This window comes from Alkalihalobacillus sp. AL-G, from assembly GCF_030643805.1.
Lineage (GTDB): Bacteria > Bacillota > Bacilli > Bacillales > Fictibacillaceae > Pseudalkalibacillus.
In genome coordinates this window covers 3,856,385-3,883,330 of the sequence record NZ_CP094656.1, presented here as the reverse complement: position 1 = coordinate 3,883,330, position 26,946 = coordinate 3,856,385, and the positions used below count along the sequence as shown (strand labels likewise).

30 protein-coding genes are annotated in these 26,946 nt (G+C 43.9%); all 30 read left to right on the top strand.

Annotation, left to right across the window (positions count from 1 at the left end; genetic code table 11):
• The first annotated feature begins 105 nt into the window (after positions 1–105).
• The 30 genes from glyA to nuoK all read left to right on the top strand — a co-directional run bounded on the left by glyA (position 106) and on the right by nuoK (position 26,940).
• Positions 106–1,341 (top strand): serine hydroxymethyltransferase, encoded by a 1,236-nt coding sequence (gene glyA / locus MOJ78_RS19640; protein ID WP_304979012.1) that lies wholly within the window; start codon positions 106–108, stop codon positions 1,339–1,341.
• Between the two features lie 311 nt (positions 1,342–1,652).
• Entirely contained in the window at positions 1,653–2,282 is a 630-nt protein-coding gene (gene upp / locus MOJ78_RS19635; protein ID WP_304979011.1) for a uracil phosphoribosyltransferase, read from the top strand.
• 354 nt (positions 2,283–2,636) lie between these two features.
• Positions 2,637–2,864: an AtpZ/AtpI family protein gene (locus tag MOJ78_RS19630; RefSeq protein WP_304979010.1), complete on the top strand. Its 228-nt coding sequence runs from the start codon at positions 2,637–2,639 to the stop codon at positions 2,862–2,864.
• Positions 2,861–3,235 (top strand): ATP synthase subunit I, encoded by a 375-nt coding sequence (locus MOJ78_RS19625; protein ID WP_304979009.1) that lies wholly within the window; start codon positions 2,861–2,863, stop codon positions 3,233–3,235. The genes MOJ78_RS19630 and MOJ78_RS19625 overlap by 4 nt, the downstream gene beginning before the upstream one ends.
• Before the next feature lie 25 nt (positions 3,236–3,260).
• Positions 3,261–3,971, top strand: coding sequence for a F0F1 ATP synthase subunit A (atpB, locus tag MOJ78_RS19620; protein ID WP_304981313.1), 711 nt, complete (start codon positions 3,261–3,263; stop codon positions 3,969–3,971).
• Positions 3,972–4,140: 169 nt separating this feature from the next.
• On the top strand, positions 4,141–4,353 hold the full coding sequence (gene atpE / locus MOJ78_RS19615; RefSeq protein ID WP_304979008.1) for a F0F1 ATP synthase subunit C: 213 nt from the start codon (positions 4,141–4,143) through the stop codon (positions 4,351–4,353).
• A 139-nt stretch (positions 4,354–4,492) separates the two neighbouring features.
• Positions 4,493–5,011: a F0F1 ATP synthase subunit B gene (gene atpF, locus MOJ78_RS19610; protein ID WP_370529830.1), complete on the top strand. Its 519-nt coding sequence runs from the start codon at positions 4,493–4,495 to the stop codon at positions 5,009–5,011.
• Positions 5,008–5,556 carry a F0F1 ATP synthase subunit delta gene (locus tag MOJ78_RS19605; protein WP_304979006.1) on the top strand — a complete coding sequence of 183 codons (549 nt, stop codon included), beginning with the start codon at positions 5,008–5,010 and terminating at the stop codon, positions 5,554–5,556. Before atpF ends, MOJ78_RS19605 begins: the two co-directional genes overlap by 4 nt.
• A 25-nt stretch (positions 5,557–5,581) precedes the next feature.
• Positions 5,582–7,090 carry a F0F1 ATP synthase subunit alpha gene (gene atpA, locus MOJ78_RS19600; protein WP_304979005.1) on the top strand — a complete coding sequence of 503 codons (1,509 nt, stop codon included), beginning with the start codon at positions 5,582–5,584 and terminating at the stop codon, positions 7,088–7,090.
• 129 nt (positions 7,091–7,219) lie between these two features.
• Entirely contained in the window at positions 7,220–8,080 is an 861-nt protein-coding gene (atpG, locus tag MOJ78_RS19595; RefSeq protein ID WP_304979004.1) for an ATP synthase F1 subunit gamma, read from the top strand.
• 62 nt (positions 8,081–8,142) lie between these two features.
• Positions 8,143–9,546, top strand: a complete 1,404-nt coding sequence (atpD, locus tag MOJ78_RS19590) for a F0F1 ATP synthase subunit beta (protein ID WP_304979003.1) — start codon at positions 8,143–8,145, stop codon at positions 9,544–9,546.
• A gap of 23 nt (positions 9,547–9,569) precedes the next feature.
• On the top strand, positions 9,570–9,974 hold the full coding sequence (locus MOJ78_RS19585) for a F0F1 ATP synthase subunit epsilon (protein WP_304979002.1): 405 nt from the start codon (positions 9,570–9,572) through the stop codon (positions 9,972–9,974).
• A 500-nt stretch (positions 9,975–10,474) separates the two neighbouring features.
• Positions 10,475–11,341, top strand: a complete 867-nt coding sequence (locus MOJ78_RS19580; RefSeq protein WP_304979001.1) for a nuclease-related domain-containing protein — start codon at positions 10,475–10,477, stop codon at positions 11,339–11,341.
• Between the two features lie 141 nt (positions 11,342–11,482).
• Positions 11,483–11,932 (top strand): Lrp/AsnC family transcriptional regulator, encoded by a 450-nt coding sequence (locus MOJ78_RS19575; RefSeq protein WP_304979000.1) that lies wholly within the window; start codon positions 11,483–11,485, stop codon positions 11,930–11,932.
• Between the two features lie 362 nt (positions 11,933–12,294).
• Entirely contained in the window at positions 12,295–13,236 is a 942-nt protein-coding gene (gene nikB, locus MOJ78_RS19570) for a nickel ABC transporter permease (RefSeq protein ID WP_304978999.1), read from the top strand.
• A gap of 22 nt (positions 13,237–13,258) precedes the next feature.
• On the top strand, positions 13,259–14,158 hold the full coding sequence (locus MOJ78_RS19565; protein WP_304978998.1) for an ABC transporter permease: 900 nt from the start codon (positions 13,259–13,261) through the stop codon (positions 14,156–14,158).
• Between the two features lie 62 nt (positions 14,159–14,220).
• Entirely contained in the window at positions 14,221–15,774 is a 1,554-nt protein-coding gene (locus MOJ78_RS19560; protein ID WP_304978997.1) for a glutathione ABC transporter substrate-binding protein, read from the top strand.
• Positions 15,775–15,781: 7 nt separating this feature from the next.
• Positions 15,782–16,792 (top strand): ABC transporter ATP-binding protein, encoded by a 1,011-nt coding sequence (locus tag MOJ78_RS19555; RefSeq protein ID WP_304978996.1) that lies wholly within the window; start codon positions 15,782–15,784, stop codon positions 16,790–16,792.
• Entirely contained in the window at positions 16,755–17,729 is a 975-nt protein-coding gene (locus tag MOJ78_RS19550; protein ID WP_304978995.1) for an ABC transporter ATP-binding protein, read from the top strand. The genes MOJ78_RS19555 and MOJ78_RS19550 overlap by 38 nt, the downstream gene beginning before the upstream one ends.
• 29 nt (positions 17,730–17,758) lie before the next feature.
• Positions 17,759–19,369: a gamma-glutamyltransferase family protein gene (locus tag MOJ78_RS19545; RefSeq protein WP_304978994.1), complete on the top strand. Its 1,611-nt coding sequence runs from the start codon at positions 17,759–17,761 to the stop codon at positions 19,367–19,369.
• Positions 19,363–19,977 carry a chromate transporter gene (locus MOJ78_RS19540; RefSeq protein ID WP_304978993.1) on the top strand — a complete coding sequence of 205 codons (615 nt, stop codon included), beginning with the start codon at positions 19,363–19,365 and terminating at the stop codon, positions 19,975–19,977. Before MOJ78_RS19545 ends, MOJ78_RS19540 begins: the two co-directional genes overlap by 7 nt.
• On the top strand, positions 19,974–20,501 hold the full coding sequence (locus tag MOJ78_RS19535; protein WP_304978992.1) for a chromate transporter: 528 nt from the start codon (positions 19,974–19,976) through the stop codon (positions 20,499–20,501). The genes MOJ78_RS19540 and MOJ78_RS19535 overlap by 4 nt, the downstream gene beginning before the upstream one ends.
• A 932-nt stretch (positions 20,502–21,433) precedes the next feature.
• Positions 21,434–21,808 carry an NADH-quinone oxidoreductase subunit A gene (locus MOJ78_RS19530; protein ID WP_304978991.1) on the top strand — a complete coding sequence of 125 codons (375 nt, stop codon included), beginning with the start codon at positions 21,434–21,436 and terminating at the stop codon, positions 21,806–21,808.
• The gene (locus MOJ78_RS19525; RefSeq protein ID WP_304978990.1) at positions 21,799–22,317 is read left to right on the top strand and encodes a NuoB/complex I 20 kDa subunit family protein; all 519 of its coding nucleotides are present in this window, start codon (positions 21,799–21,801) and stop codon (positions 22,315–22,317) included. The genes MOJ78_RS19530 and MOJ78_RS19525 overlap by 10 nt, the downstream gene beginning before the upstream one ends.
• A complete protein-coding gene (locus MOJ78_RS19520; RefSeq protein ID WP_304978989.1) occupies positions 22,314–23,579 on the top strand; it encodes an NADH-quinone oxidoreductase subunit C in 1,266 nt (421 codons plus the stop codon). Before MOJ78_RS19525 ends, MOJ78_RS19520 begins: the two co-directional genes overlap by 4 nt.
• Before the next feature lie 3 nt (positions 23,580–23,582).
• Positions 23,583–24,683: an NADH-quinone oxidoreductase subunit D gene (locus tag MOJ78_RS19515; RefSeq protein ID WP_304978988.1), complete on the top strand. Its 1,101-nt coding sequence runs from the start codon at positions 23,583–23,585 to the stop codon at positions 24,681–24,683.
• A complete protein-coding gene (gene nuoH / locus MOJ78_RS19510; protein WP_304978987.1) occupies positions 24,683–25,684 on the top strand; it encodes an NADH-quinone oxidoreductase subunit NuoH in 1,002 nt (333 codons plus the stop codon). The genes MOJ78_RS19515 and nuoH overlap by 1 nt, the downstream gene beginning before the upstream one ends.
• 14 nt (positions 25,685–25,698) lie before the next feature.
• Positions 25,699–26,118 (top strand): NADH-quinone oxidoreductase subunit NuoI, encoded by a 420-nt coding sequence (nuoI, locus tag MOJ78_RS19505; protein ID WP_304978986.1) that lies wholly within the window; start codon positions 25,699–25,701, stop codon positions 26,116–26,118.
• Complete coding sequence (locus MOJ78_RS19500) at positions 26,115–26,633, top strand: NADH-quinone oxidoreductase subunit J (protein ID WP_304978985.1); 519 nt, start codon at positions 26,115–26,117, stop codon at positions 26,631–26,633. The genes nuoI and MOJ78_RS19500 overlap by 4 nt, the downstream gene beginning before the upstream one ends.
• Positions 26,626–26,940: an NADH-quinone oxidoreductase subunit NuoK gene (gene nuoK / locus MOJ78_RS19495; RefSeq protein WP_304978984.1), complete on the top strand. Its 315-nt coding sequence runs from the start codon at positions 26,626–26,628 to the stop codon at positions 26,938–26,940. Before MOJ78_RS19500 ends, nuoK begins: the two co-directional genes overlap by 8 nt.
• The last annotated feature ends 6 nt before the right edge of the window (positions 26,941–26,946 follow it).

Below are 26,946 nucleotides of genomic sequence, written 5' to 3'. Positions count from 1 at the left end.
TAAACAAAAACAGTTTAGCATTTCTAGACTTCAGTAATAATGATAAAATAATAGGCGTGAATAATGTATTAGATAGAATGAATCGGAAAAAAGGAGTGTCGAACCATGCATCATATCCAGAAACAAGACCCAGAGTTATATGAATCTATACAAAATGAACTAACGCGTCAGCGTGATAAAATCGAGTTGATCGCTTCCGAAAACTTCGTCAGTGAAGCGGTGATGGAAGCACAAGGATCTGTGTTGACCAACAAGTACGCCGAGGGCTATCCTGGCCGCAGATACTACGGAGGCTGTGAGCATGTAGATGTCGTTGAGAACCTAGCTCGCGATCGTGCTAAAAAGCTGTTTGGTGCCGAACATGCAAACGTTCAACCGCACTCAGGTGCACAAGCGAACATGGCGGTTTATTTTACAGTTCTCAAACCTGGTGATACGGTTCTCGGGATGAACCTCTCTCATGGAGGACACCTTACCCACGGAAGTCCGGTGAACTTTAGCGGTGTTCAATATAACTTTGTAGAGTATGGCGTTGATGAACAGGACCACACGATTCAGTATGACGATGTACTTGAAAAAGCGAAGCAGCATAAACCGAAACTGATCGTAGCAGGAGCAAGTGCATATCCGCGGGAAATTGATTTCAAGCGGTTCCGTGAAATTGCAGATGAAGTCGGTGCATACTTGATGGTCGATATGGCCCACATCGCTGGTCTTGTTGCATCAGGACTACACCAAAGCCCAGTTCCATACGCCGATTTCGTTACTTCTACTACTCATAAAACGTTAAGAGGACCACGTGGTGGCTTGATTTTGTGTAAAGAAGAATTTGCGAAGAAAATCGACAAATCCATTTTCCCTGGTATCCAAGGAGGACCATTGATGCATGTCATTGCAGCAAAAGCGGTTGCCTTTGGTGAAGCACTTAATGAAGGTTTCAAGGAATACTCGGAAAATGTTATTACGAACGCAAAGGCACTTGGTGAAGCGTTGAAAGCAGAAGGATTGTCACTCGTTTCAGACGGAACCGATAATCATCTTTTACTCGTCGATGTTCGCAACAAGAACATCACAGGAAAGGTTGCCGAGCATGTCCTTGATGAGATTGGTATTACAGTTAATAAAAATACCATTCCGTTCGATCCAGAAAGCCCGTTCGTCACCAGTGGCGTTCGAATTGGTACCGCGGCTGTGACAACGAGAGGGTTCGGCTTAGACGAAATGAAAGAAATCGCATCGATCATTTCCCTCACTCTCAGTAACCCGGAAGATGAGAAGACGAAAGAAGAGGCAAGCCAACGAGTGGAAGCATTGACCGGAAATTTTCCATTATATAAGTAAGATGAGGTAAGAGGGTCACTTGGTTGAGTAACCCTCTTTAGTTTCGGAATAAAGAACTTCCAGCATAAACGTGTTGAACTTCCCCTGGTTTTTCTGTACAATTTTCGAGAGGTTACGTAACTAAGCAAACTTTTTTACATCTACTTAGATTTCTCTTTACATAGGAAAGGCATAACTTTTCAACTCGATGCAAATCGACGTCGTAGAAAAGTTTACTTCCAAGTACAATGTGCAAGTGCTTTAAGGCCATCTTCTAAAGCCAAGTTTTCTTTTAGCTAATTTCATAAAATAATATAGAGGAGAGATGATGAATGAGTAAGGTGTATGTACTGGACCACCCATTAATCCAACACAAAATTACGTACATTCGTGATGAATCAACCGGAACGAAGGAGTTTCGTGAGCTTGTCGACGAGGTAGCAGCCTTGATGGCATTCGAAATTACTCGAGAACTACCACTGCAGGAGGTAACGGTCAAAACACCTGTCTCAGAGGCAAAAGCATACACCATTGCAGGGAAAAAGCTTGGGCTCGTTCCCATCCTGCGTGCGGGTCTCGGAATGGTAGATGGGATCCTGAAGTTGATTCCAGCAGCAAAAGTTGGTCATGTGGGCTTGTATCGTGATCCGGAAACATTAAAGCCAGTCGAGTACTATGTCAAACTGCCAACGGATGTTGAAGAGCGTGAACTCATCGTAATCGACCCTATGCTTGCAACAGGTGGTTCTGCCGTAGCCGCAATTACTTCCGTTAAAAATCGCGGAGCTAAAAACATCAAGCTAATGTGTCTTATCGCAGCTCCAGAGGGAGTAGCTACCGTCCAAGAAGAGCACCCTGATGTTGATATCTATCTTGGGGCGCTGGATGAAATGCTTAATGATAAAGGATATATCGTTCCAGGCTTAGGGGATGCTGGGGATCGTTTATACGGTACAAAATAAGCAAAAAGTAACGTGTTTGAAAAAGTTCAAAAAGTTTTCAAATCTTACCAGAGATTTTGCTTTCAACGTAATTGACATGGATTATTCGCTATAGTATTCTTACAAAGGATGTATGATAAGGTTTTCATACCCATGAAATAAACAATTTAGCAAATTTGATGCCCCCGCTTTTTTCAACCGCAATTATGTACGGAAATTTCGTCTTTACGTAGGAATAATCCGTTTGTAATAAAGGATGAATCAGTCAATAGCGAGTTCAAGTCGGTTTTGAACAACCCTCTCTAAATGGATCTGGAAGCTATGCTGTCGCTTGTGTCTAGCTTTACAAGATCATTTGAAAAGGAGTGCAAGTATATGCGCCCTGATAAACGTTCCCCTTTCCATTCGATGGCTTTGATGTCCGGTATTCTCTCACAGCTTGTTGGGTCGATACTAGTAGGGATTTTTGGTGGAATGTGGATGGATCGTTCGATGGGGACAGCCCCGCTCTTTCTCATTATCGGATTGTTTATCGGCCTTGCTGCGGGTGTGTATGGGATGATCAAGTTAATTCAACGCTATTTTGGGGAAGAGGAAAAATGACCGAACACCTCGGATTATATAAAAACGCGTTTCGCCGGTACATAAAATACGGCCTATACCTCCTATCGCTATGTGTCCTCGGTTGGGGATTCACGAGTTACCAGGAGGTGTTCCTAGGATTGCTTCTCGGACTAGCCGTAAGCCTGCTTAACGTATGGTCGATGCACCGTAAAGTGGATCGGCTGGGAAAAGCCGTGGTTGAAGGAAAAAAGGTTAAAACCCTCGGTTCTCTGTCAAGGCTGATGGCAGCAGGTCTTGCCGTACTGGTAGCATTACGCTATCCAGAAATGTTCAACTTGATCGCAGTCGTTGTTGGTTTACTCATGATGTACTTTATCATGTTGATAGATTTTTATTTTGCTTCTAAATGAACTACGGGGAAGAGAGGTGAAAGATTTGGAACATGGAGCATATACTTTTGACTTTTTGGGGTTATCCTTCAACGCTTCTAACATTTTGATGATTACGATCGCTTCACTGATTGTATTCATTATCGGAATAGCAGGCTCACGCAGTTTACAAATGCATCCTTCAGGTGTACAGAACTTCATGGAGTGGGTCGTCGACTTTGTCAAAGGTATCATAAACAGCACGATGGACTGGAAAACAGGAGGGCGTTTCCTGACGCTTGGACTGACACTGATCATGTATATTTTTGTTTCAAACATGCTCGGACTTCCGTTTGCGATTGTTATCGATCATAACATCTGGTGGAAATCACCGACAGCTGATCCAACCATCACATTGACACTTGCAGTAATGATTCTCGTATTAACACACTTTTATGCGATCAAGCTCAAGGGTACAAAAGCATACGGAGCAGAGTTTTTCAAACCGATGAAGTTTATGTTCCCGCTGAAGATCATCGAGGAATTTGCAAACACATTGACACTTGGTCTCCGACTTTACGGAAACATTTATGCGGGTGAGGTTCTGCTGGCACTTCTTGCTGGAGCAGGGACTGCAGGGATTTTTGCAGGGGTCTTATCCTTTATTCCAATGATGGTTTGGCAAGGGTTCAGTATTTTCGTAGGTACGATCCAAGCATTCATCTTTACGATGCTGACTATGGTTTATATGGCTCACAAGGTAGGCGATGAGCACTAGGGCTAACACAGGATGTTAGTCGTTCGATGTGATCACACGATGTGATGACTTTGGTCGAACTTCCTTTGTCCTTCCGGCGAATTTCGTCGATTCTTGAACGCAAATCAACTTCAGTAACAAACCCCATAGGGGAGAAATTATATAATATATTCTCAAGGAGGAAATACAAATGAATTTAATCGCAGCTGCAATCGCAGTAGGTCTAGCGGCAATTGGTGCCGGTATTGGTAACGGTCTTATCGTAGGACGTACAGTTGAGGGGATTGCTCGTCAACCAGAACTACGTGGAACTCTTCAAACAACGATGTTCATCGGTATCGCATTAGTAGAGGCGCTTCCGATCATCGGTGTCGTTATCGCGTTCATCGTTCTTGGTGGCTAATCTCAATATTCTATGAAATTCAAAACACACAAATGGTTGAAAGCAACCTTTGAATGAAGTGTTTCATAATGGCGAAGATCTAAGTAGGACCTTCGCCATTCCTTATGTATGACCTATGAAAGGAGGAACTGCTGTGCATATCTTCAATCCAGGTAATTTGGTTTTGGGTGCTGCAGGTTTTAATGCCGGCGATATATTATTTCAATTATTAGCGTTTTTGATCTTGTTGTTCTTGCTTCGCAAGTATGCGTTCGGTCCATTGATGGGCATGATGAGAGAACGTGAACGACACATTTCTAACGAAATCAACGAAGCTGAAAAGAACCGTAAAGATGCAGAAACTTATCTGAAGCAACAAACAGAAGCTTTAACCGAAGCACGTAAAGAAGCACAGACTTTAATTGAAGCTGCTAAAAAGCAAGGTGAACATCAAGGTGAGGATATTCTTCAAGCTGCTCGCGAGGAAGCGGACCGTATGAAAGAAGCCGCCCTTGCCGAAATCGGGCGTGAAAAAGAACAAGCCGTCCAAACACTGCGTAATGAAGTAGCAGCATTGTCTGTTCAGATTGCATCTAAGGTAATTGCTAAGGAACTGGACGAAAAGAACCAGGAGAAGCTTGTAGAAGATTACCTTAAAGAGGTAGGCGAAGTTCGATGAGTAAGGACAGAGAAGTCGTAGCAAAACGCTATGCCGCTGCTCTATTCGAGGTCGTTCGTGAGAAAGGTTCTCTTGACCAGGTGGAAAAGGAGCTTCTCAAAGTAAACGAGGTCATTCAAGGGAATGATCGCTTACTCACCGTTTTGAACCATCCGAAAATCTCGAGTGACGATAAAAAATCATTGCTTTCAAAGGTATTTGGCGATGATCTATCAGAGCCCGTTCACAATACCCTTTTATTAATGGTCGATCGTAAGCGTGAATCGATGATTCCAAGCCTGGTCGATCAATATATTGAACTTGCAAACGAAGAACGAGGAATAGCCGATGCAACCGTTTATTCTGTTCGAGTTTTAACAGAGAGCGAACAAAAAGCCATTTCTGAGTCGTTCGCCAAACATTTAAACGTCAATCAGCTTCGCGTCGAAAATGTCATCGATCAAGACTTGGTCGGAGGCGTTAAAGTAAAGATCGGTAACAGGATCTTTGACGGAAGCATCAGTGGTAAATTGAACCGAATTCAACGTCAATTAGTCTCCAAGTGAGACGAGTAAGATAGGGGTGAAATTCATGAGCATTAAAGCAGAAGAAATCAGTTCACTGATCAAACAACAAATCGAAAATTACTCTTCTGAAATAGAAGTCAGTGATGTGGGTACAGTAATCCAAGTCGGTGACGGTATCGCACGTGTGCATGGACTAGACAATGTCATGGCTGGTGAGCTCGTTGAATTTTCCAATGGTGTAATGGGTATGGCCCAAAACCTTGAGGAAAACAACGTGGGTATCATCATTCTTGGACCATACACGGAAATCCGTGAAGGTGACGAGGTTAAACGTACAGGACGTATCATGGAGGTTCCGGTAGGTGAAGAGCTTCTTGGACGTGTCGTTAACTCTCTAGGACAACCAGTCGACGGAAAAGGAGCTATTGAAACGAGTAGAGCTCGTCCGATCGAAAGCCCGGCTCCTGGTGTTATGGATCGTAAATCCGTACATGAGCCACTTCAAACAGGTATTAAAGCAATCGACTCTTTGATTCCAATCGGACGCGGCCAGCGTGAATTGGTAATCGGAGACCGCCAAACTGGTAAAACAGCGATTGCAATCGATACAATCATCAACCAAAAAGACGAAGACATGATTTGCATATATGTTGCGATCGGTCAAAAAGAGTCTACGGTTGCAGGTGTTGTAGATACACTTCGTGAACACGGAGCACTTGATTACACAATTGTCGTAACAGCAAGTGCATCCCAGCCAGCACCACTTCTTTACCTCGCGCCATATGCAGGGGTAACGATGGGCGAGGAATTCATGTATAACGGAAAGCACGTACTCGTTATTTATGATGACCTTTCTAAGCAAGCGGCAGCATACCGTGAACTTTCCCTATTGCTTCGTCGTCCTCCAGGCCGGGAAGCATTCCCAGGGGATGTTTTCTACCTTCACTCACGCCTGTTAGAGCGTGCAGCGAAATTAAGTGATGCAAAAGGCGGAGGCTCTCTTACAGCCCTTCCTTTCATTGAAACACAAGCGGGTGACGTATCTGCATATATCCCGACAAACGTGATTTCGATCACTGACGGACAGATTTTCTTGCAATCCGATCTTTTCTTCTCAGGTGTTCGCCCAGCGGTAAATGCGGGTCTATCCGTATCCCGTGTTGGTGGGTCTGCGCAGATTAAAGCGATGAAAAAGGTATCTGGTACACTACGTCTAGACCTTGCTTCTTACCGTGAACTAGAAGCATTCGCTCAGTTCGGATCTGATCTTGATAAAGCGACGAAATCTAAGCTGGATCGTGGTGCACGTACGGTTGAAATATTAAAACAAGGGCTGCATAAGCCACTTGCGGTTGAAAAGCAAGTTGCCATCCTTTATGCGCTGACTCGTGGCTTCCTTGATGAAATCCCAGTTGAAGATATCGAACGTTTTGAAGAAGAGTACTATTCTTGGTTGGACCACAACCGAAAAGAACTTCTTGCTGGTATCAAGGAAACAGGAAACCTTCCTGCTGACGAAGACATGCAAGGCGCAATCACTGAATTTAAGAAAACATTTGTTGCATCTAAATAAGACGAACGTTTCTTGAATGCAGATTAAAGGAAGTGACTGATTACAGGGAGTCCGGCTACATCTTTGCTGACCATAGCAAAAACATGGCCGCCCTAAGGTCACTCCCGCAAATAAAGGTGGTGAAAACGAGTGGCATCGTTACGTGATATAAAGTCAAGAATTACGTCGACTAAAAAGATGAAGCAAATTACGAAAGCGATGGAAATGGTTTCAGCTGCAAAGTTGAATCAAGCTGAAAGCAACGCCAAATCTTTCGGACCATACATGGATAAGATTCAAGAGGTCGTCGCAAGCATTGCAAGCGGTAATGCGAATGCCCGTCATCCAATGCTTCAAAGCCGACCTGTCAAAAAGACTGGATACCTCGTCATCACATCAGATAGAGGGCTTGCCGGTCCGTACAACAGTAACGTTCTTCGACATGTTTACCGAACAATCAAAGAACGTCACAATTCGAAAGATGAATATACCATCATCGTAGTTGGTAAAATCGGTCTTCAATTTTTCAAAAGCCGAAACATGCCGATTGAAAACAGCATTGTTGGTGTAGATGATCAGCCAGAATTTGCTGAAATCAAGGCAATCGCAAGTGATGCGGTACAGAAGTATGCCGACGGTGCATACGATGAGCTTTACATGTACTATAACCACTTTGTGAGTGTAATCCAACAGGACCTCACTGAAAAAAAGCTATTGCCGCTTACTGGTATCAGCGAAGGTACGGCTGCGAAAGCTTCATATGAATACGAGCCATCCGAAGAAGAAATTCTTGAAGAGCTTCTTCCTCAATATGCAGAAAGCTTGATTTACGGGGCATTGCTAGATGCAAAAGCCAGTGAACATGCTTCTCGTATGACAGCCATGAAGAGCTCTACAGATAACGCTGATGATATCATCGGAAGCCTTACGCTTTCTTACAACCGTGCACGACAAGCCGCGATCACTCAAGAAATTACTGAAATCGTTGGTGGAGCAGCTGCATTAGAATAGATGAAATAGGCCACTGGGCCAAAGTATAGAGCATCCTCAAATGGACGTTAGGAGGGAAAAACATGAACAAAGGACGCATCACACAAGTCATGGGTCCGGTTGTCGACGTAAAGTTCGACAGCGGAAGCCTGCCTGAGATTTATAATGCATTGAAAATTCAAAACAACGAGGGCGGAAAAGCAATCGACCTAACCCTTGAAGTTTCTCTTCACCTAGGTGATGATACTGTACGTACCGTCGCTATGGCATCAACTGACGGAGTCGTACGCGGTATGGAAGTAGAAGATACTGGAGCAGCAATTACCGTTCCTGTAGGTGATGTAACATTAGGTCGTGTTTTCAACGTATTAGGTGAAAAGATTGACCTTGATGACGATCTTCCAACAGGTATTCAAAAAGATCCTATTCACCGTGAAGCTCCAAAGTTTGATGAGCTTACTACTAAGACTGAAATTCTTGAAACAGGAATTAAAGTCGTCGACCTTCTTGCACCATACGTAAAAGGTGGTAAGATCGGTTTGTTCGGTGGAGCAGGAGTTGGTAAAACCGTTTTGATTCAGGAGCTGATCAACAACATCGCACAGGAACACGGTGGTATTTCCGTATTCGCAGGTGTTGGTGAACGTACTCGTGAAGGTAATGACCTTTACTACGAAATGAAGGACTCTGGAGTTATCAACAAAACAGCGATGGTATTCGGTCAGATGAACGAACCACCTGGAGCACGTCAACGTGTTGCCCTGACTGGTTTGACAATGGCAGAATACTTCCGTGATGAGCAAGGACAGGACGTATTGTTCTTCATCGATAACATCTTCCGATTCACACAAGCAGGTTCAGAGGTATCCGCACTACTTGGGCGTATGCCATCTGCGGTTGGTTACCAGCCGACACTTGCTACTGAAATGGGTCAGCTTCAAGAGCGTATCACATCAACGAAAAAGGGTTCTGTTACATCGATTCAGGCGATTTATGTACCTGCCGATGACTACACTGACCCAGCACCAGCGACAACGTTCGCTCACTTAGATGCGACAACGAACCTTGAGCGTAAGCTTTCTGAAATGGGTATCTACCCTGCGGTGGACCCGCTTGCTTCAACTTCTCGTGCACTTGCACCAGAAATCGTTGGAGAAGAGCACTACCATGTTGCTCGTCAGGTTCAGCAAACGCTTCAGCGTTATAAAGAACTTCAAGATATCATAGCAATCCTTGGTATGGATGAGCTAAGCGAAGAGGATAAGATGACCGTTTCACGTGCACGTCGTATCCAATTCTTCCTATCTCAAAACTTCCACGTTGCTGAACAGTTTACTGGACAAAAGGGTTCTTATGTACCGGTAAAAGAAACAATCAGTGGATTTAAAGAAATTCTTGAAGGAAAGCATGATGATCTTCCAGAAGATGCATTCCGTCTTGTAGGAAGAATCGAAGAAGTAATCGAAAAAGCTAAGCAAATGGCTTAAGATAAGGCCCGAGGAGGGGTTTCATGAAGACATTCTCAGTCAGTGTCGTCACCCCTGATGGCCCTGTGTATGAAGCAGCCGACGCAGAAATGGTCAGCGCGAGAGCAACCAGTGGTGAAATTGGAATCCTAGCTGATCACGTCCCACTCGTTGCTCCGCTCACGATTAATCCTGTTCGCATTAAAAAGGGTGATCATACACAGATCCTGGCTGTTAGCGGTGGATTTATTGAAGTACGAAAAGATACGGTAACGATTCTTGCACAAGCAGCAGAGCAGGCAACAGATATTAACGTTGACCGAGCAAAAGCTGCAAAGGAACGTGCAGAACGTCGTCTTGAAGGTACAAAACAAGATGACATCGACTTCAAGCGTGCAGAGCTTGCTTTGAGACGTGCAAGCATCCGAATTGACGTCGCCGAAAAATAGAATGTAGAAAAGCACCTGGGGTAATTTTTCTCAGGTGCTTTTTTCAATTTTATAGGGAGTGTAAGCTTTTACTCGTGCTAACAACTTGCATCAAGTAATCAACAATAAGGAAACGAATAGCTCTCATTCGTACCATCAAACTGCAAAAAGCAGACGATGATAGCACGAATAGCCCTTATTCGTACGATCAAACTGCAAAAAGTGGACGATGATAGCACGAATAGCCCTCATTCGTACCATCAAACTGCAAAAAGCGGACGATGATAGCACGAAATAGCCCTTATTCGTACCATCGAACTGTAAAAAGTGCCCAAAAAGGAACGATTTCCTCACTACGAAACATTGTGTGCCACCAATTTTACCGAAAAAAGAACTATACCTTGTAAAAACAAGAAACAATTCTTAAAATAAAAAGTGATAGATATGAAAAAATTAATCGACTAAGGGTGTGGGATATGGAATTTTTCAAATCTCGTAAAGAAACAAAGGAGTTAATAACCATGAGGTCATTAAATGCCCGAATGACTTTATCGGAAAAAGAATCCAATTACTATTGGAACATTGAAAAGGGATTCCAAGGTGAACTGAAGTTCGACAAATGGTTAATAACCCTCCCCAATAACTGCCTCGTACTAAATGACCTCTTGCTGGAGATGAACAATAGCGTGTTTCAAATTGATACGACACTGATTTTCAAAGGTGCAATTTATCCAATAGATGTCAAAAACTATGGGGGTGATAGTTATGTAGAAGGTGATCGGTGGTATAATAAAAACTCTAAAAAAGAAATTAAAAACCCGTTACAACAACTGAACCGAAGTGAATCCTTATTTCGTCAGCTAATCAAAGAACTTGGATACCAATCTCCAATAGAAACCTATCTCGTCTTCGTGAACCCCGACTTCTACTTATATCAAGCCCCTATAGATCCTACTTTCATTTTTCCAACACAAATCAATCGTTTTATCGATAATCTCTCAAAGAAACCCCCGACAATCACAAAAAACCAAATCAAACTGGCACATCAAATACGCTCCCTTCATTCAGAGAATTCACGGTTTACCCGTATACCTGAATATTCCTATGAACAACTTGAAAAAGGGATTCTATGTCCAAGCTGTCACACATTCTTTTCTGAACTGAAAAAATCTACGCTGATCTGTAAATCGTGCGGATGCAAAGAGCATATAACTTCAGCTGTTTTAAGAACTGCAAATGAACTGAGTCTGCTATTTCCCGATAAAAATATTACTATCAGCTTGATGCACGACTGGTGTAATATCATCAAATCCCGGACAACAATCCGTAGCATCCTTACGAAAAACTATAAGCTCGTAAGTTGTGGAAAATCCTCCTATTATGACTAACAGCTCTGAGTAAAACTACTTCCTCTCTCCATTATATGAACTAGCACTCCAAATTCGTAAAAAATATCAGAATTGCGAAAAACATAAGTTAACATATATAATAGGTCTAATGAATTTATTTACATTTGTGTGGTGATGGGGATGAAAGTTGACCAGATTGATAAGAAAATATTAGAATTGCTTTCTCAAGATGGCAGGATGTCTTATGTAGACATTGGGAAAGAGCTTAATTTATCAAGAGTATCAGTTCGAGAGAGAATTAATCAGCTTCGTAAAAATGGAGTGATAGAAAAGTTCAGTGTTATGATCAATTCTGAAAAAGTAGGTAAAACCGTTTCTGCCTTTTTTGAAGTAGATTGTGAACCGAGTTATCTAGTAGAAGTGGCAGAAGCGTTGGCTAGTAATCCAAGTGTTGCTAGCTGTTATCAAATGACTGGGCCAAGCACATTGCACATGCACGTACTAGTTAATGATTTCTCTGCATTGGAATCATTTATTAACAATGAGTTATATGCACTTGAAGGGATTACCCGAGTGGAGAGTCATATCCTTTTGAGAAGATTCAAGAGTCGATCAGGATTGAAACTATAGTTGATTCGTGCTTTCCAATGTCCAAGCTTAACAAAACGAAAATAGAACAGCTAAATTGAAACAAGCCGGAAAAGGAAATCCCTTTCTCGGCTTGTTTTTTGTACAAAAAGAAGGAATTTTCGGATAAGTTTTAATTATTTGTATATAAGGTAGATTTTTCGGAATATTTCCTTTATAATCATTAATAATTCACTTTAGAAACAAAAATAAATAAAAAATCAAATTTTGACTAACAAATGATTAAAAATAATTATTTTAATTCCGTAATGAAAGGTAAAAAATGGATAGTGTTAAATAACAAAAAAATTATTTTTGTCGGATTAGTTAACATTTGGTCTTTAAACAACTTAGGAGGTGAAGAAATGATCGGACTTATAATTAGACGTTTTGTTCAGTTAATATTTTTACTCGTTGGAATCTCATTTATCGTGTTTATGAGTATGCATCTGTCACCCGGTGACCCTGCAAGCATTATAGGTGGACCGACAGCTTCAAATTCCGATATTGAAGCAATCAGGGATAACTTGGGGTTGAATGATCCCGTTCTTGTTCAATACGGAAATTATATGGCTGGTGTAGTTCAAGGGGATTTAGGTTTTTCATATCAGACAAAACAATCGGTTAGTGATGCAATTATCAATCGATTTCCGAATACTTTAAACCTTGCGATTGCCAGTATGATCGTTGCAGTGGTTATCGGAGTAATTGCAGGTATAATTTCAGCATTAAAGCAAAATTCTTGGCTGGACGTATCCAGTACAGTTATTGCATTGGCAGGAATATCGATACCGAACTTTTGGCTTGGGACAGTTCTGATAATTATTTTCGCTGTAAATTTACAGTGGCTGCCTGTTGGGGGATTAAGTGCACCGTTCTGGACAATCGAAGGGATGAAGCAGCTGATTTTGCCTGCAATCACTTTAGGTACTGGATCAGCAGCGATGATCGCCCGAATGAGCCGTTCAACAATGTTAGAAGTGATTCGAGCAGATTATGTTCGAACAGCTAGAGCGAAGGGTGTTAAAGAGAAGGCTGTAATAGGGGTCCATGCATTAAGAAATGCAATGATTCCGGTAATAACAGTCATCGGGCTGAATTTTGGATTCTTATTAGGAGGTACGATCATTACAGAGCAAGTTTTTGCAATCAACGGTGTTGGACGATTGATGATTGAAGCAATCGCAGCAAGGGACTTTCCGATGGTGCAAGGTTCCGTTTTACTCGTTGCAACATTATTTGTCCTAGTAAACTTGGTCGTTGATATCGTTTACGCAGTGATTGACCCGAGGATAAGTTACGACTAATAGATAGAGAGGAGGAAATGGAATGGCTGGTGAAGTAATTGTTGCCAATTCCAAGCTAATAAACAAAGAGAAAAAGAAACAAAAGATCTTTGTTGCTACCATAAAAAAACTGCTGAAAAACCGACTTGCTGTATTTGGTTTAATCATCATATTAATCCAGGTTCTTACGGCTGTTTTGGCCCCATGGATCACTTCTTATCATCCGGCTGATCAAACGTTGTCAAATAGCGAATTGCCTATATTTTCAGAAGGTCATTGGCTAGGGACCGATAACTATGGAAGGGATATGTGGAGCCGAATCGCATATGGTGCCAGAATATCATTAGTTGTCGGAATCGTTTCCGTCATTCTTGGTCTTGCAGGCGGTATTACATTGGGACTTATATCAGGTTATTTTCGAAAAATAGATGGGTTGATCATGAGATTTGTAGATTTATTGTTCGCCTTTCCAGGAATATTGTTAGCAATGTTGATTATTGCAATGCTAGGCACAAGTCTAGTTAACGTAATGATCGCAATCAGTATATGGTCAATACCAACCTGTGCCCGTATCGTAAGAGGTAGTGTGCTGTCGGTAAAAAAACAAGAGTACATTGTTGCGATGAGATCCTTGGGTGCAAGCAATAGTCGTATTTTAATCAAACATATTTTACCAAACTGCATGGCGCCGATAATCGTGTTCGCGACGATGCGGATGGCAACCGCTATCCTTTCGACATCAGCCCTTAGCTTTCTAGGGTTGGGAGCACAGCCGCCTACACCCGAATGGGGTGCGATGATCGCTGCAGGGCAATCCTTTATGTGGACATCACCACACATGACAATTGTACCTGGAATTGCAATCATGCTTGTTGTATTTGCTTTTAACGTCGTTGGCGATGGGCTGCGTGATGCTTTAGATCCTAATATGGATTTGAGCTAACAACAAGGTTCACCAAATTAATCTTATTTTTAACACGTTCATCACATAGGAGGAAAAATGATATGAAAAGTAAACGTTTTTTAACAAGTCTAATAACTGTTCTTTTAATAGTATCTTTTGCTTTAGCAGGTTGTAGCAGTTCAGGAAAGAGTTCTTCAGGTGGAGAAGATGATGGAGGAGATGTACCTCAGGAGTTGACGTATGCTTCTACAACAAAAGCAGTTGGTTTGTCTCCGATTGAAACCAATGACTCAGTTTCATCACGTGTCATTGAACAAATTTATGAAACATTATTCGTACGAGATCCAGAAACGATGGAAATTGTACCGAAACTCGCCAAATCATATGAGAATCCAGATCCGAAAACATGGGTAATCAAGTTAAAAGAAGGAATCAAGTTCCATGATGGTACTGACTTTAATGCAGAAGCTGTCAAGTATACCTTTGATAAATTCCGAGATCCCGATACAGCGGCACCTCGTGCTTCACTATTAGAACCTATTGAATCTATCGAAGTGAAAGATGAGTACACGGTTGTCATCAAAACAAAAGAACCTTATGGTCCGATGCTTGCGGCATTATCCCATACGAATGCTTCGATCGTCAGTCCGGCTGCAGACAAAAAAGGTAAATTGAATCAAGAACCAGTTGGAACAGGTCCTTTCAAGTTTGTTGAATGGGCAGTAGGTGACCATATCACATTAGAAGCGAATAAAGAGTACTGGCAGGATCCGCCAAAGCTTCAAAAAGTAACGTTTAAAGTCGTACCTGAAGTCAATACAGCGGTTTCTATGCTTCAAACGGGTGAAGTTCAACTTATTGATGGACTTACAGCTGAGCATCTCCCCCGTCTTAAGTCTATAGAAAGTGTAGAGATTATGAAAAAGGAAGGAACACCGGTCTCTTATCTCGGTTTTAATATGAGCAAAGCTCCTACGAATGAGCTTCCTTTTAGACAGGCGGTTGCACACGCGATTAACCGTGAAGCATACGTTAAGAAACTCAGTGGATTAGGTGTTCAATCAAATAGTATCATTGGACCGAAAGTATTCGGCTATGATGAATCCGTCGAAAAATTAGGTTATGAATACGATCCGGAAAAAGCGAAACAAATTCTGAAGGAAAATGGCTATGAAGGTGCAACGGTTAAAATGTTGGTAGCCAATACACCGACCTATACGAAAATGGCTGAAATCGTCCAGGCGCAATTAAAGGAAGTAGGTCTTGATGCGCAAATCGAAATGATGGAATGGGGTACATTCCTTGATGTTAGTAAAAAAGGTAATTTCGATATAACCTTCCTCGGCTGGACAAACAGCACAGCTGACGGAAGTGAGCTTCTCTATCCGAACCTGCACAGCGATAACATCGGTGCTTCAAACCGTACGCAATACTCAAATCCTGAGTTTGACACGCTCGTAAACGAATCACGTGTCATCGTCGACCAAGAAAAGCGTAAACAGAAGCTGGTCGAGGCAAATAAAATTGCTGTAAAGGATGCACCGTGGGTAGTCATGAGTCACGGCATTGTAACGGCAGCTTATGATAAATCAGTAAAAGGCTTGAAGATGGATCCTACAGGTCAATGGTCACTATATAACGTTCACAGAGAGTAGGGTTAGCATGTCAAAGCAATTGCTTAAAGTTGAAAACCTCGTTACAAAATTTAAAACGGCTGATGGGAAACTGTCAGCCGTCCGCGGGGTTTCGTTTTTTGTCAATAAAGGTGAAACATTATGCATTGTTGGAGAATCAGGGTGTGGTAAAAGTATTACCTCACTATCCTTAATGGGTCTTCTACCGAGTAACGGAGAAATCAGTGAAGGCTCCGTACAGCTGGAGGGGCAAGAATTATCCAAAATGCCACAAGAAGAGCTGCGTAAACTTCGCGGCAACAAAATGTCGATGATTTTTCAGGAACCGATGACTGCTTTAAATCCTGTTTTCACAGTAGGGTTCCAAATCAGAGAACCATTGATAATTCATAAGAAGCTATCAAAACGTGAAGCACATGAAAAAGGAATCGAATTATTGAAACAAGTAGGCATTCCTTATCCTGAAAAAAGGATGTCTCAATATTCACATGAATTAAGCGGGGGGATGCGGCAACGGGTGATGATTGCAATCGCTTTAGCTTGTCGCCCTTCCTTATTGATTGCAGATGAACCGACCACAGCGCTTGATGTGACCATCCAAGCTCAGATTTTAGATCTGATTGATGATTTAAAAGAAGAATTAGGGATGGGTGTCGTCATGGTCACCCACGATATGGGTGTTGTCGCTGAAGTTGCAGACCGGGTTATGGTGATGTATGCCGGTGAAAAGATAGAGGAAGGTGATGTTGATAGTCTATTCACAAACCCTCAGCACCCGTATACAAAAGGATTATTGAAATCTGTTCCAAATGTGGATGACCGTAATCATCAATTAGAAGCGATACCTGGGACACTGCCGAACTTAAATGAAAAAATAACCGGTTGCCGTTTTCATGATCGTTGTGAATTTGCAACAGAGAAATGTCGCAATCAATCACCAGAAACGTTTAAAGTCGATAACAACCATACTGTTAGATGCTGGTTACAGGAGGTGGAGCATCATGATGAATCTGCAGCAACCGCTTCTTCAAATCAATAACGTCAAGAAATACTATCCGATAAAAGGTGGATTACTTCAGAGGGTACAGGGACATGTTCGGGCAGTTGAAGATGTTTCAATTGATCTCTATGAAGGGGAAACACTCGGAGTAGTAGGAGAATCCGGCTGTGGAAAATCAACATTCGGCCGTGCTGTTCTTCGCCTTGAGCCGTTAACGGAAGGATCAATCGTTTTTAAAGGACAGGAAATCGGAACGCTCCCCGATAGAAAGCTCAAAGCGTTTAAACGAGAAATGCAGATGATATTCCAAGATCCGTATGCGTCATTGAATCCAAGGCAGCGGATTGGGGATGGCCTTGAAGAAGCGTTTATCATTCATACCTCCTTATCGAAAAAAGAACGGAAAGATAGTGTCTTGAAATTGCTTGATGAAGTCGGTTTAAAGGCAGATCATTATGACCGTTATCCACATGAATTCAGTGGTGGTCAGAGACAGCGAGTCGGGATTGCCAGGGCGATTGCGTTGAACCCTTCCTTTATTGTTTGCGATGAAGCGGTATCGGCGCTAGACGTTTCAGTTCAAGCTCAAGTGATCAAACTTTTAAAGGAACTTCAGGAAAAGCATCAACTGACTTATATGTTCATCTCGCATGATTTAGGTGTCGTCCGTCATATCAGTGACCGTGTGCTCGTTATGTACCTTGGCAATACAGCAGAACTAGCCCCATCAGACCGAATCTATGAAAATCCGTTACATCCTTATACAAAAGCCCTGCTATCGGCGATTCCACGGCCGATTCCAGGACGTAAAAAAAACCGGATAAAATTAGCAGGAGATCTACCAAATCCAGCGAATCCACCTAAGGGGTGTCCGTTCCATACCCGCTGTCCTATCGCAACAGCGCAATGCAAAGAAGAAAGACCAGTATGGCGGGAAGTTGAAAAGAATCACTTTGTTGCCTGTCATGAAGTTTAGAAGTCTATAAGAGAAAGAGGGATTGTTATATGAAGTCAGATCACCTATATAACCCATATCCATCACAGAGAATGACGTCATTTTCTAATAAGGGGATGGTTGCAACATCGCAACCGCTTGCCGCACAGGCCGGTCTTGATATATTGAAAAAAGGCGGGAATGCCATTGATGCCGCCATTGCGACGGCAGCATGCTTAACCGTTGTCGAGCCGACATCGAACGGAATCGGAGGGGATTCGTTTGCGCTCGTCTGGACGAAAGGTAAGCTGCACGGGTTGAATTCGAGCGGACCCTCGCCAAGGTCGATTTCAATCGAAGCTGTAAAGGAAAAGGGACACAAGGATATCCCGAAATATGGCTGGGTTCCAGTTACTGTTCCAGGTGTTCCAGGTGGATGGGCGGCCTTATCAGAACGATTCGGCACACTTCCTTTAACCGAGGTTTTAAAGCCGGCAATCGAGTACGCAGAGGAAGGATACCCTGTCTCACCTGTGTTAGGAAGATTTTGGAATGCTGCGGCTGATCGCTTCAAGTCTGAACTGACCGATGATGAATTCCAACACTGGTTTGAGACATTTGCACCTAATGGAAGCGTACCTGAAATCGGTGAGGTTTGGCGCTCAGAAGGTCACGCGAACACGTTACGTGAAATCGCTGAAACGAATGCTGAATCCTTTTATCGAGGGAGTTTAGCGGATCAAATTGATGCTTTTTCCAAGAAGTATGATGGGTTTTTACGAAAGGAAGACCTTGCAGCGTATAAGCCGGAGTGGGTAGATCCGATCGGTGTTGAGTACCGTGGTCATAAAGTTTGGGAAATACCGCCGAACGGCCAGGGAATTATCGCCTTGATGGCATTGAACATGCTGAAGGGCTACGAGTTTTCCGGGAAGGAAGAGCTCGATACCTACCATAAACAGATCGAAGCATTGAAGCTGGCATTTACGGATGGACTGAAATATGTAACCGAAGAGCGGTCGATGACGAGTACAGCGAATGCTCTTTTATCAGAGAAGTACGCTGAGGAACGTCGTCAATTAATCGGCGAACATGCAAGGCAACCCGAGCCGGGTGAACCACCTAAAGGAGGAACGGTCTATCTGGCAACTGCTGACGGAGATGGGAATATGGTCTCCTTCATTCAAAGCAACTACATGGGCTTTGGTTCCGGACTCGTCGTACCTGGAACAGGAATTGCGCTTCAAAACAGAGGACATAACTTTTCGATGGACCCTGAACACGATAATCGTCTCGAAGGCGGGAAAAGGACGTATCACACGATCATCCCGGGCTTTTTAACGAAAGGTGATGAGGCAGTTGGTCCATTCGGCGTGATGGGCGGGTTCATGCAGCCTCAGGGACACGTTCAGGTTGTAATGAACACCATTGATTTCCACCTGAACCCACAGGCTGCTCTTGATGCACCAAGATGGCAATGGATGGAGAGCAAAAAGGTCCTCGTCGAACCGAATTTCCCGAATCACATCGCTCAAGCTTTAGCACGAAAAGGACACCAAATTCAGGTCGCATTGGATGGAGGACCTTTTGGACGCGGGCAGATCATTTGGCGTGATCCGAAAACAGGTGTGCTGATGGGCGGAACCGAATCGAGAACGGATGGTAGTGTCGCCGCATGGTAGCATTAGAAAAAGTAAAACAACAACCTGAACCTGAAAAAAAGCAGAAGAATAAGCACATTAGCTTATTTGCTGCTTTTTTCCGAGTCGGGATTTTCGGATATGGCGGCGGACCGTCCTCGATCCCACTCGTCCATAAAGAGGTGGTTGAACAATACGGTTGGTTCACCGACGATGAATTCGGGGACTTACTTGCGCTCGGGAACACGCTGCCTGGGCCAATCGCGACAAAGCTAGCAGGCTATATCGGTTACAGGGTCGCAGGAATATTCGGTTTGGTTAATGCGGTGATCGCTACGATTCTACCTTCTGTGGTTGCGATGGTGGCACTTTTAACAACACTTAGTGCTTATAAAGATCAGCCGTGGGTCCAAGGGATGACGAATGCGGTCATCCCTGTCGTCGGATTCATGCTCGCCCAGCTGACCTGGCAATTCATGAAGAAGAGTAGTGAAGGACTTGGATGGACGAAGGCTGTGTTTTTAATCGTGCTATCGGTCGTTTTGGTGGAATTCTTAGGTGTACACCCAGGTATTCTGATCGGTTTGTTGCTTCTTTATGCCGTTTTCGGAAAATGGGGACTTCAAACGAAATCGGGTGAGTCCGGATGACATTTTGGCATATCTTTTTAGCCTTTTTTATCCCGGGAATCGTCGGTTATGGCGGAGGTCCTGCTTCCATACCGCTCGTTGAAAATGAAGTCGTCGATCGCTACGAGTGGATGTCAACCGAGGAGTTCAGTGAAGTGCTCGCCCTCGCAAACGCATTGCCAGGGCCAATTGCAACGAAAATGGCCGGCTTCATCGGCTTTGATCAAGGTGGCTGGTTTGGTGCTGTCGTAGGAATTTTTGCTTCCGTCGCTCCGTCGCTTCTGCTGATGATTTTACTCTTAAAGCTTCTATTAAAATATAAAGACTCTCAGAATGTAAAGTGGATGACGATCCTCGTCCGTCCAACGATCGCTGTTTTATTAGGAATCATGGCTTACCAGTTCTTTTTTAGTTCCTATGAAAATAGCGGCTGGCTGCAATCACTGTTATTAGTTGGCGCAAGCTACCTGTTTTTAGTGCGGTTGAAGATACACCCAGCGTTCGTAATCGTTGGTGCCTTAACGTATGGCGGGATCTTTTTGTAAAAGGAGAAGGCTCGCCCACATAGAATAGTAAACATGAACGAGTTGAAATGACCCTTGATGGAGAAGTCTGGGGTCTTTTCCTATCCAGAAGGGGTGATTCTTATATATAAAGATGAATACGGAGGTGTTCATCTACTTTTTATCCTGTTTGCCACATTGTTGCAAGCATGGCTGGATTTTTCGGAGATCACTTTTTTTACGATTGTTCTATTGTATTATTGTACGTTCTCGATCGTGGTTAAAGAGGTGAAGCGCTGGAAAAACATAATGACCATGAGCTTCCTATATATTGTAGCAATTGTGTATCATTCGTTTTGGTGAAAACGATGAGGAATACGTGTGTTATGTCCATCAAAACATCGGCTTCGTACCATTAAACTGCAGAAAGCGCACAATGGTGTAACGAATAGCATCTATTCGTACCATCAAACTGCAGAAAGCGCACAATGGTGTAACGAATAGCATCTATTCGCACCATCAAACTGCAGAAAGCGCACAATGGTGTAACGAATAGCATCTATTCGCGCCATCAAACAGCAGAAAGCGCACAATGGTGTAACGAATAGCATCTATTCGCGCCATCAAACTGTAGAAAGCGCACAATGGTGTAACGAATAGCATCTATTCGCGCCATCAAACTGCAGAAAGCCACAATGGTGTCACGAATAACGTCTATTCGTACCATCAAACAGCAGAAAGCGCACAATGATGTAACGAATCATCGACAGTGGCTACTGCTAGAACGAATATTTTCAATAATGATGATTTACGTCCGTAAATCCACGTCTTTAAAACCGCTTTTCCAACGTTGAAAGACTTTTTTAATACGTGAACTCTTGTCGACACAAAAATTGGTATTTGGTATAATTGATACCGATTACAATTTTGTAAACTTTCTAACAATAATAGATGGATTGCTGGGGAGGTAGCCAATGGAGCTCTATCACTTGTATCAGAACAACTACCTGGTCGTTTTGATGTTCCTGCTTTTGGGCATTCTGTTACCGCTTGTCGCATTGACAGCAGGTAAAATTTTACGACCGAATAAACCGTCAAAAGAAAAACAGACAACCTATGAAAGTGGTATAGAGCCCTTTCATCAAAGCTGGGTTCAGTACAATGTGCGCTATTATATTTTTGCGTTATTGTTCGTTATTTTTGATGTTGAGACGGTTTTCTTATATCCGTGGGCCGTAGCCTATGAAAAACTCGGTATTTTTGCACTGATTGAAATGGGAATCTTTATTGTCATGCTGCTGATCGGACTCATCTATGCGTGGAAAAAGAAGGTGTTAAAATGGATGTAAGACTAGACGAAATTTCACCAGAAGAACAACAAGAACTTTCAAAGAACGTATTTTTTGTGACGCTCGAACAAGTAAAAGCTTGGGCGCGAAGTAATTCGATTTGGCCGTTAACTTTCGGCTTAGCTTGCTGTGCCATTGAAATGATGGGGACCGGTGCGTCTCACTATGACTTGGATCGATTCGGATCCTTTTTCCGAACATCGCCGCGTCAATCAGACTGTATGATCGTTTCTGGAACTGTTACGAAGAAAATGGCACCAGTACTAAAGCGTTTGTATGATCAAATGCCAGAGCCAAAATGGGTTATTGCGATGGGTTCCTGCGCAACAGCGGGTGGACCATACATAAAATCATATGCCGTGGTAAAAGGTGTCGACCAGATCGTACCGGTAGATGTATATATCCCTGGATGCCCTCCGAACCCTGCGGCGTTAATCTATGGAATTAATAAGCTACAAGAAAAAATCCGTTATGAAGCTAAGACTGGAAAGCGGGTGACGGATAAATGAGCAATGATCAAGAAAAGCCGTTCTCTGAAATGACGGAAGCGGAAAAAGCGGAAGCGAAGAAAAAGGCGGTCGAAGAGGCGAAACGCAAGGCTGCGGAGAAGAAGGCGGCAAAGGAAGCAGCTGAAACTGGCGAAGCAACCGAAGCACCGGCAGAAAAGCCGTTCTCTGAAATGACGGAAGCGGAAAAAGCGGAAGCGAAGAAAAAAGCGGTCGAAGAGGCAAAACGCAAGGCAGCGGAGAAGAAGGCGGCAAAAGAAGCAGCTGAAACTGGCGAAGCAACCGAAGCACCAGCAGAAAAGCCGTTCTCTGAAATGACCGAGGCGGAAAAAGCGGAAGCGAAGAAAAAGGCGGTCGAAGAGGCAAAACGCAAGGCAGCGGAGAAAAAGGCAGCAAAGGAAACGGCTGATTCAGGCGAAGCCGAAGCTCCCCCAGATCCTGCTGATGCGAAATCTAAAGCTGCAGCAGCTGCAAAAGCGAAAGCAGCGGCCACAGCCAAGGCCAAAGCAGCCGCGGCGGCAAAGGCAAAAGCCGCAGCAGCAGGCGGATCGGCACCGGCCTCCGACGACGAAAAGGCGAAAGCGAAGGCAGCCGCAGTAGCGAAGGCGAAAGCTGCTGCAGCCGCGAAAGCAAAAGCTGCGGGTGGAGGATCGGCACCAGCAGGCGATGACGAGAAAGCGAAAGCGATTGCCGCAGCAAAAGCGAAAGCCAAAGCAGCCGCCGCAGCAAAGGCAAAAACAGGTGGTGCAGGCGCGAAGGCAAAAGAGCCTGCAGAAGAAAAGCCGTCACTCAACCAGCCGCTCCTAGATAAATATGTGAAGGTCATCAAGGACAATCTGGGAGAAGATATTTTAGAAGATTCGTACATTAATCGACTTGCGAAGGATGTACCTACACTCATAGCAAAACGAGAAGGCTATTATAAACTTGCTGAATTTTTACGATATAATGAGCAGCTTAACTTCAACTATTTAAGCGAGCTGCACGGTACTGATTTTGAAACGCATATGGAAGTCTATACCCATCTTTACTCTTATAAAAACGAACAGCCGGTTGCCCTCAAGGTAAAAGTGGACCGAGATCAGCCGGAAATCGCATCGCTCACACCTTTATGGGCAGGGGCGAACTGGCCTGAACGGGAAGCTTACGACTTGCTAGGCATCCATTTTTCAGGTCACCCGAACTTAACCCGGATTTTAATGTCGGATGATTGGGTTGGATACCCGATGCGCAAAGACTATGAACCATACGACGTGGAGGTGTAACCGATGATACGAACAGAAGAAATGCTATTGAACGTCGGTCCTCAGCATCCGAGTACTCACGGAGTGTTCCGGATTGTTTTAAAAATCGATGGAGAAATCATTAAAGAAGCCACACCAGTAATCGGTTACCTTCATCGTGGAACCGAAAAGCTAGCGGAAGACCTACAATATACACAAATCATCCCATACACGGACAGGATGGACTATTTGTCGGCAATGACGAACAATTATGTCATCTGTCACGCGGTTGAAACGATGATGGACATGGAAATTCCAGAGCGAGGCGAGTATTTAAGGATTCTCGTGATGGAGCTTGGAAGAGTGGCGAGTCACCTCGTCTGGTTCGGTACATATTTACTTGATATTGGAGCATTGAGCCCATTCCTGTACGCGTTCCGTGAGCGGGAAATGATCATCAACATGCTGAACGAAATTTCAGGAGCCCGACTGACATTCAACTACATGCGGGTTGGCGGGGTGAAATGGGATGCTCCAGACGGGTGGATTGACAAAGTCCGAGAGTTTGTCCCGCATATGCGTAAAGAGCTTGCGGGCTATCATGATCTCGTATCCGGGAACGAAATCTTTTTAAACCGGGTAAAAGGGGTTGGAACGTACACGAAAGATGAAGCGCTTTCGTATTCTTTAAGTGGTGCGAACCTCCGCTGCACAGGTGTCGATTGGGACCTGCGCAAGAAGGAGCCGTATTCGATTTATGATCGCTTCGATTTCGACGTGCCTGTTCGTGAAAAAGGAGATGCTTGGTCACGGTACCAATGCCGAATGGCTGAGATTGAAGAATCGTTGAAAATCATCGAGCAAGCGGTGGAGCAATTCCCATCGGAAGGCGCAATCATGGCGAAGGTTCCACGGATCATCAAGCCGCCAGCAGGTGAAACATACGTCCGCATCGAGTCCCCTCGTGGAGAAATTGGATGCTATATCGCGTCCCAAGGGAAAAAAGAACCGTACCGCCTCAAGTTCCGGCGTCCGTCATTCTATAACCTGCAAATACTGTCCAAGCTTTTAAAAGGAGAAAACATCGCCAACTTGATTACGATTCTCGGCGGTATTGACATCGTACTCGGGGAGGTGGACGGCTAATGATGGAACAACTGCTTCATTCACAGCCGTCTCTTTGGAACACGTTGATCTTTTTCGGTCTTGGAGCGAGCTTACTTATGATCGTACTCGGATTTGTTACGTATGCGATCCTTGCTGAGCGTAAAGTGATGGGCTTCATGCAGCTTCGTGTCGGTCCGAACCGAGTAGGAGGGCCATTTGGACTTTTACAAACCGTTGCGGACGTCCTAAAGCTTCTATTAAAAGAAGACACGATTCCGAAGGCTGCTGACCGACCGCTGTTCATTCTTGCACCGCTTCTAGCATTTGCGCCAGCATTCATGGTGCTTGCTGTCATACCATTCTCGGATGCGCTCCGATTTTCAGATATCGGAATCGGATTGCTTTACTATATTGCCATCTCCGGCATTTCGACGATCGGAATTTTGATGGGAGGCTGGGCATCGAACAACAAATACTCCTTGCTCGGGGGAATGCGTTCAGCGGCCCAAATGATTTCCTATGAAGTACCGCTCGTCATGTCCGTTATCGGAATCATTTTAATTACAGGAAGCTTGAACCTGATTGAAATCGTGAACGCCCAGGAAAACCTTGCCTTTATCTTTGTTCAGCCGCTTGCGTTCATCATTTTCCTGATCGCATCGACGGCAGAATTGAACCGTACACCGTTTGACTTACCGGAAGCGGAGTCAGAGCTCGTCGCAGGGTATCATGTCGAATATTCCGGGTTCCGCTGGGCATTTTTCATGCTCACGGAATACGTCTATCTATTCGGGATGGCATCTTTGACGACAGTATTGTTTCTTGGCGGCTGGCACCCGATCCCGTTTCTCGGATTCATCCCGGGGATCATCTGGTTCGCCATCAAATTCAGTCTTGTCGTATTTATCATGATCTGGGTCCGCGCAACATTGCCAAGACTTCGAGCCGATCAGCTTATGTCTTTCGGTTGGAAAGTATTGCTGCCGTTAGCCCTGCTCAATATTTTCATCAGTGCTGTGATCAAGGAAATCTGGTTCTAACGGAGGGATAAGTAATGAAGGGACTAATGAAAGGGTTAAAATACACCCTCAAAAACTTAACAAACGAACGAGTCACGTATTCATACCCGGATGAACCACTCGAAATGCCTGATCGCTTTCGAGGTATACAGAAGTTTTACCCGGAAAAATGTATCGTATGTAACCAGTGTGCCAATGTCTGTCCGACCGATTGCATCGAACTGACAGGGAAAAAGCACCCTGACCCGAATAAAAAGGGGAAAATCATCGATACGTATGACATCAATTTTGAAATCTGCATTTTATGTGACCTTTGTACAGAGGTTTGTCCGACCGAAGCGATCGTGATGACGAACAACTTCGAGCTTGCTGAATACAGCCGTGATGAGCTGTTCAAAAACCTTGAGTGGTTGGATGAAAACGATACGAATGTGCGAAAGGAGAATAAGGCATGAGTGGAGAACTGATCGTCTTCTTCATCCTCGCACTGGTGGCGATCGGAAGCGGCATTTTCATGCTCAACCTGACGAAGGTCGTGCACATGGTCATTGCACTCGTGTTCACTTTCTTATCGATTGCAGGACTGTATGTTATGCTGTCGGCGGAATTCGTCGCCTTCGTCCAAGTGTTGATCTACTCTGGTGCGATAACGATCATCATGCTGTTCGGGATCATGCTTACCCGGCATAGTGATCGTACCGAGTCGAAAATCGGCGTGCCTCGGACTTTGCTTGTGCTCGTAGGCATCGTCGCCTTTTTCGGGGTCATGTTTTTCCAAATCAATGATTTAAGCTTTGGGGAACAAGCTACCGAACTTCACGTCGATAACACGGAAAAAATCGGAATCGAGCTTTATTCGAAATATGTGATTCCATTTGAACTCACTTCAGTTCTGTTACTCGTTGCCCTTGTCGGTGCAATTGTTTTAGCAAAGCGGGACGATGAGGAGGAGGCAAAAACAGATGAGTAATGTACCTTTATCTGTCTACCTTGTTCTCGCATTGATTTTATTTTGCATCGGGTTGTACGGTGCGCTGACGAAGCGTAATGCCGTCATCGTGCTGATCTCGATCGAATTGATGCTGAACGCAGTTAACATTAACCTTGTCGCATTTTCTAAGTATGGAATGAATCCGGGCATTACCGGACAAATCTTTGCATTATTCACGATTACCGTCGCGGCGGCTGAAGCAGCGGTAGGACTCGCGATACTGATCGCTCTTTACCGCAACCGAAAGACCGTTAACGTCGATGAAATAGACATAATGAAACACTAAGAAGGA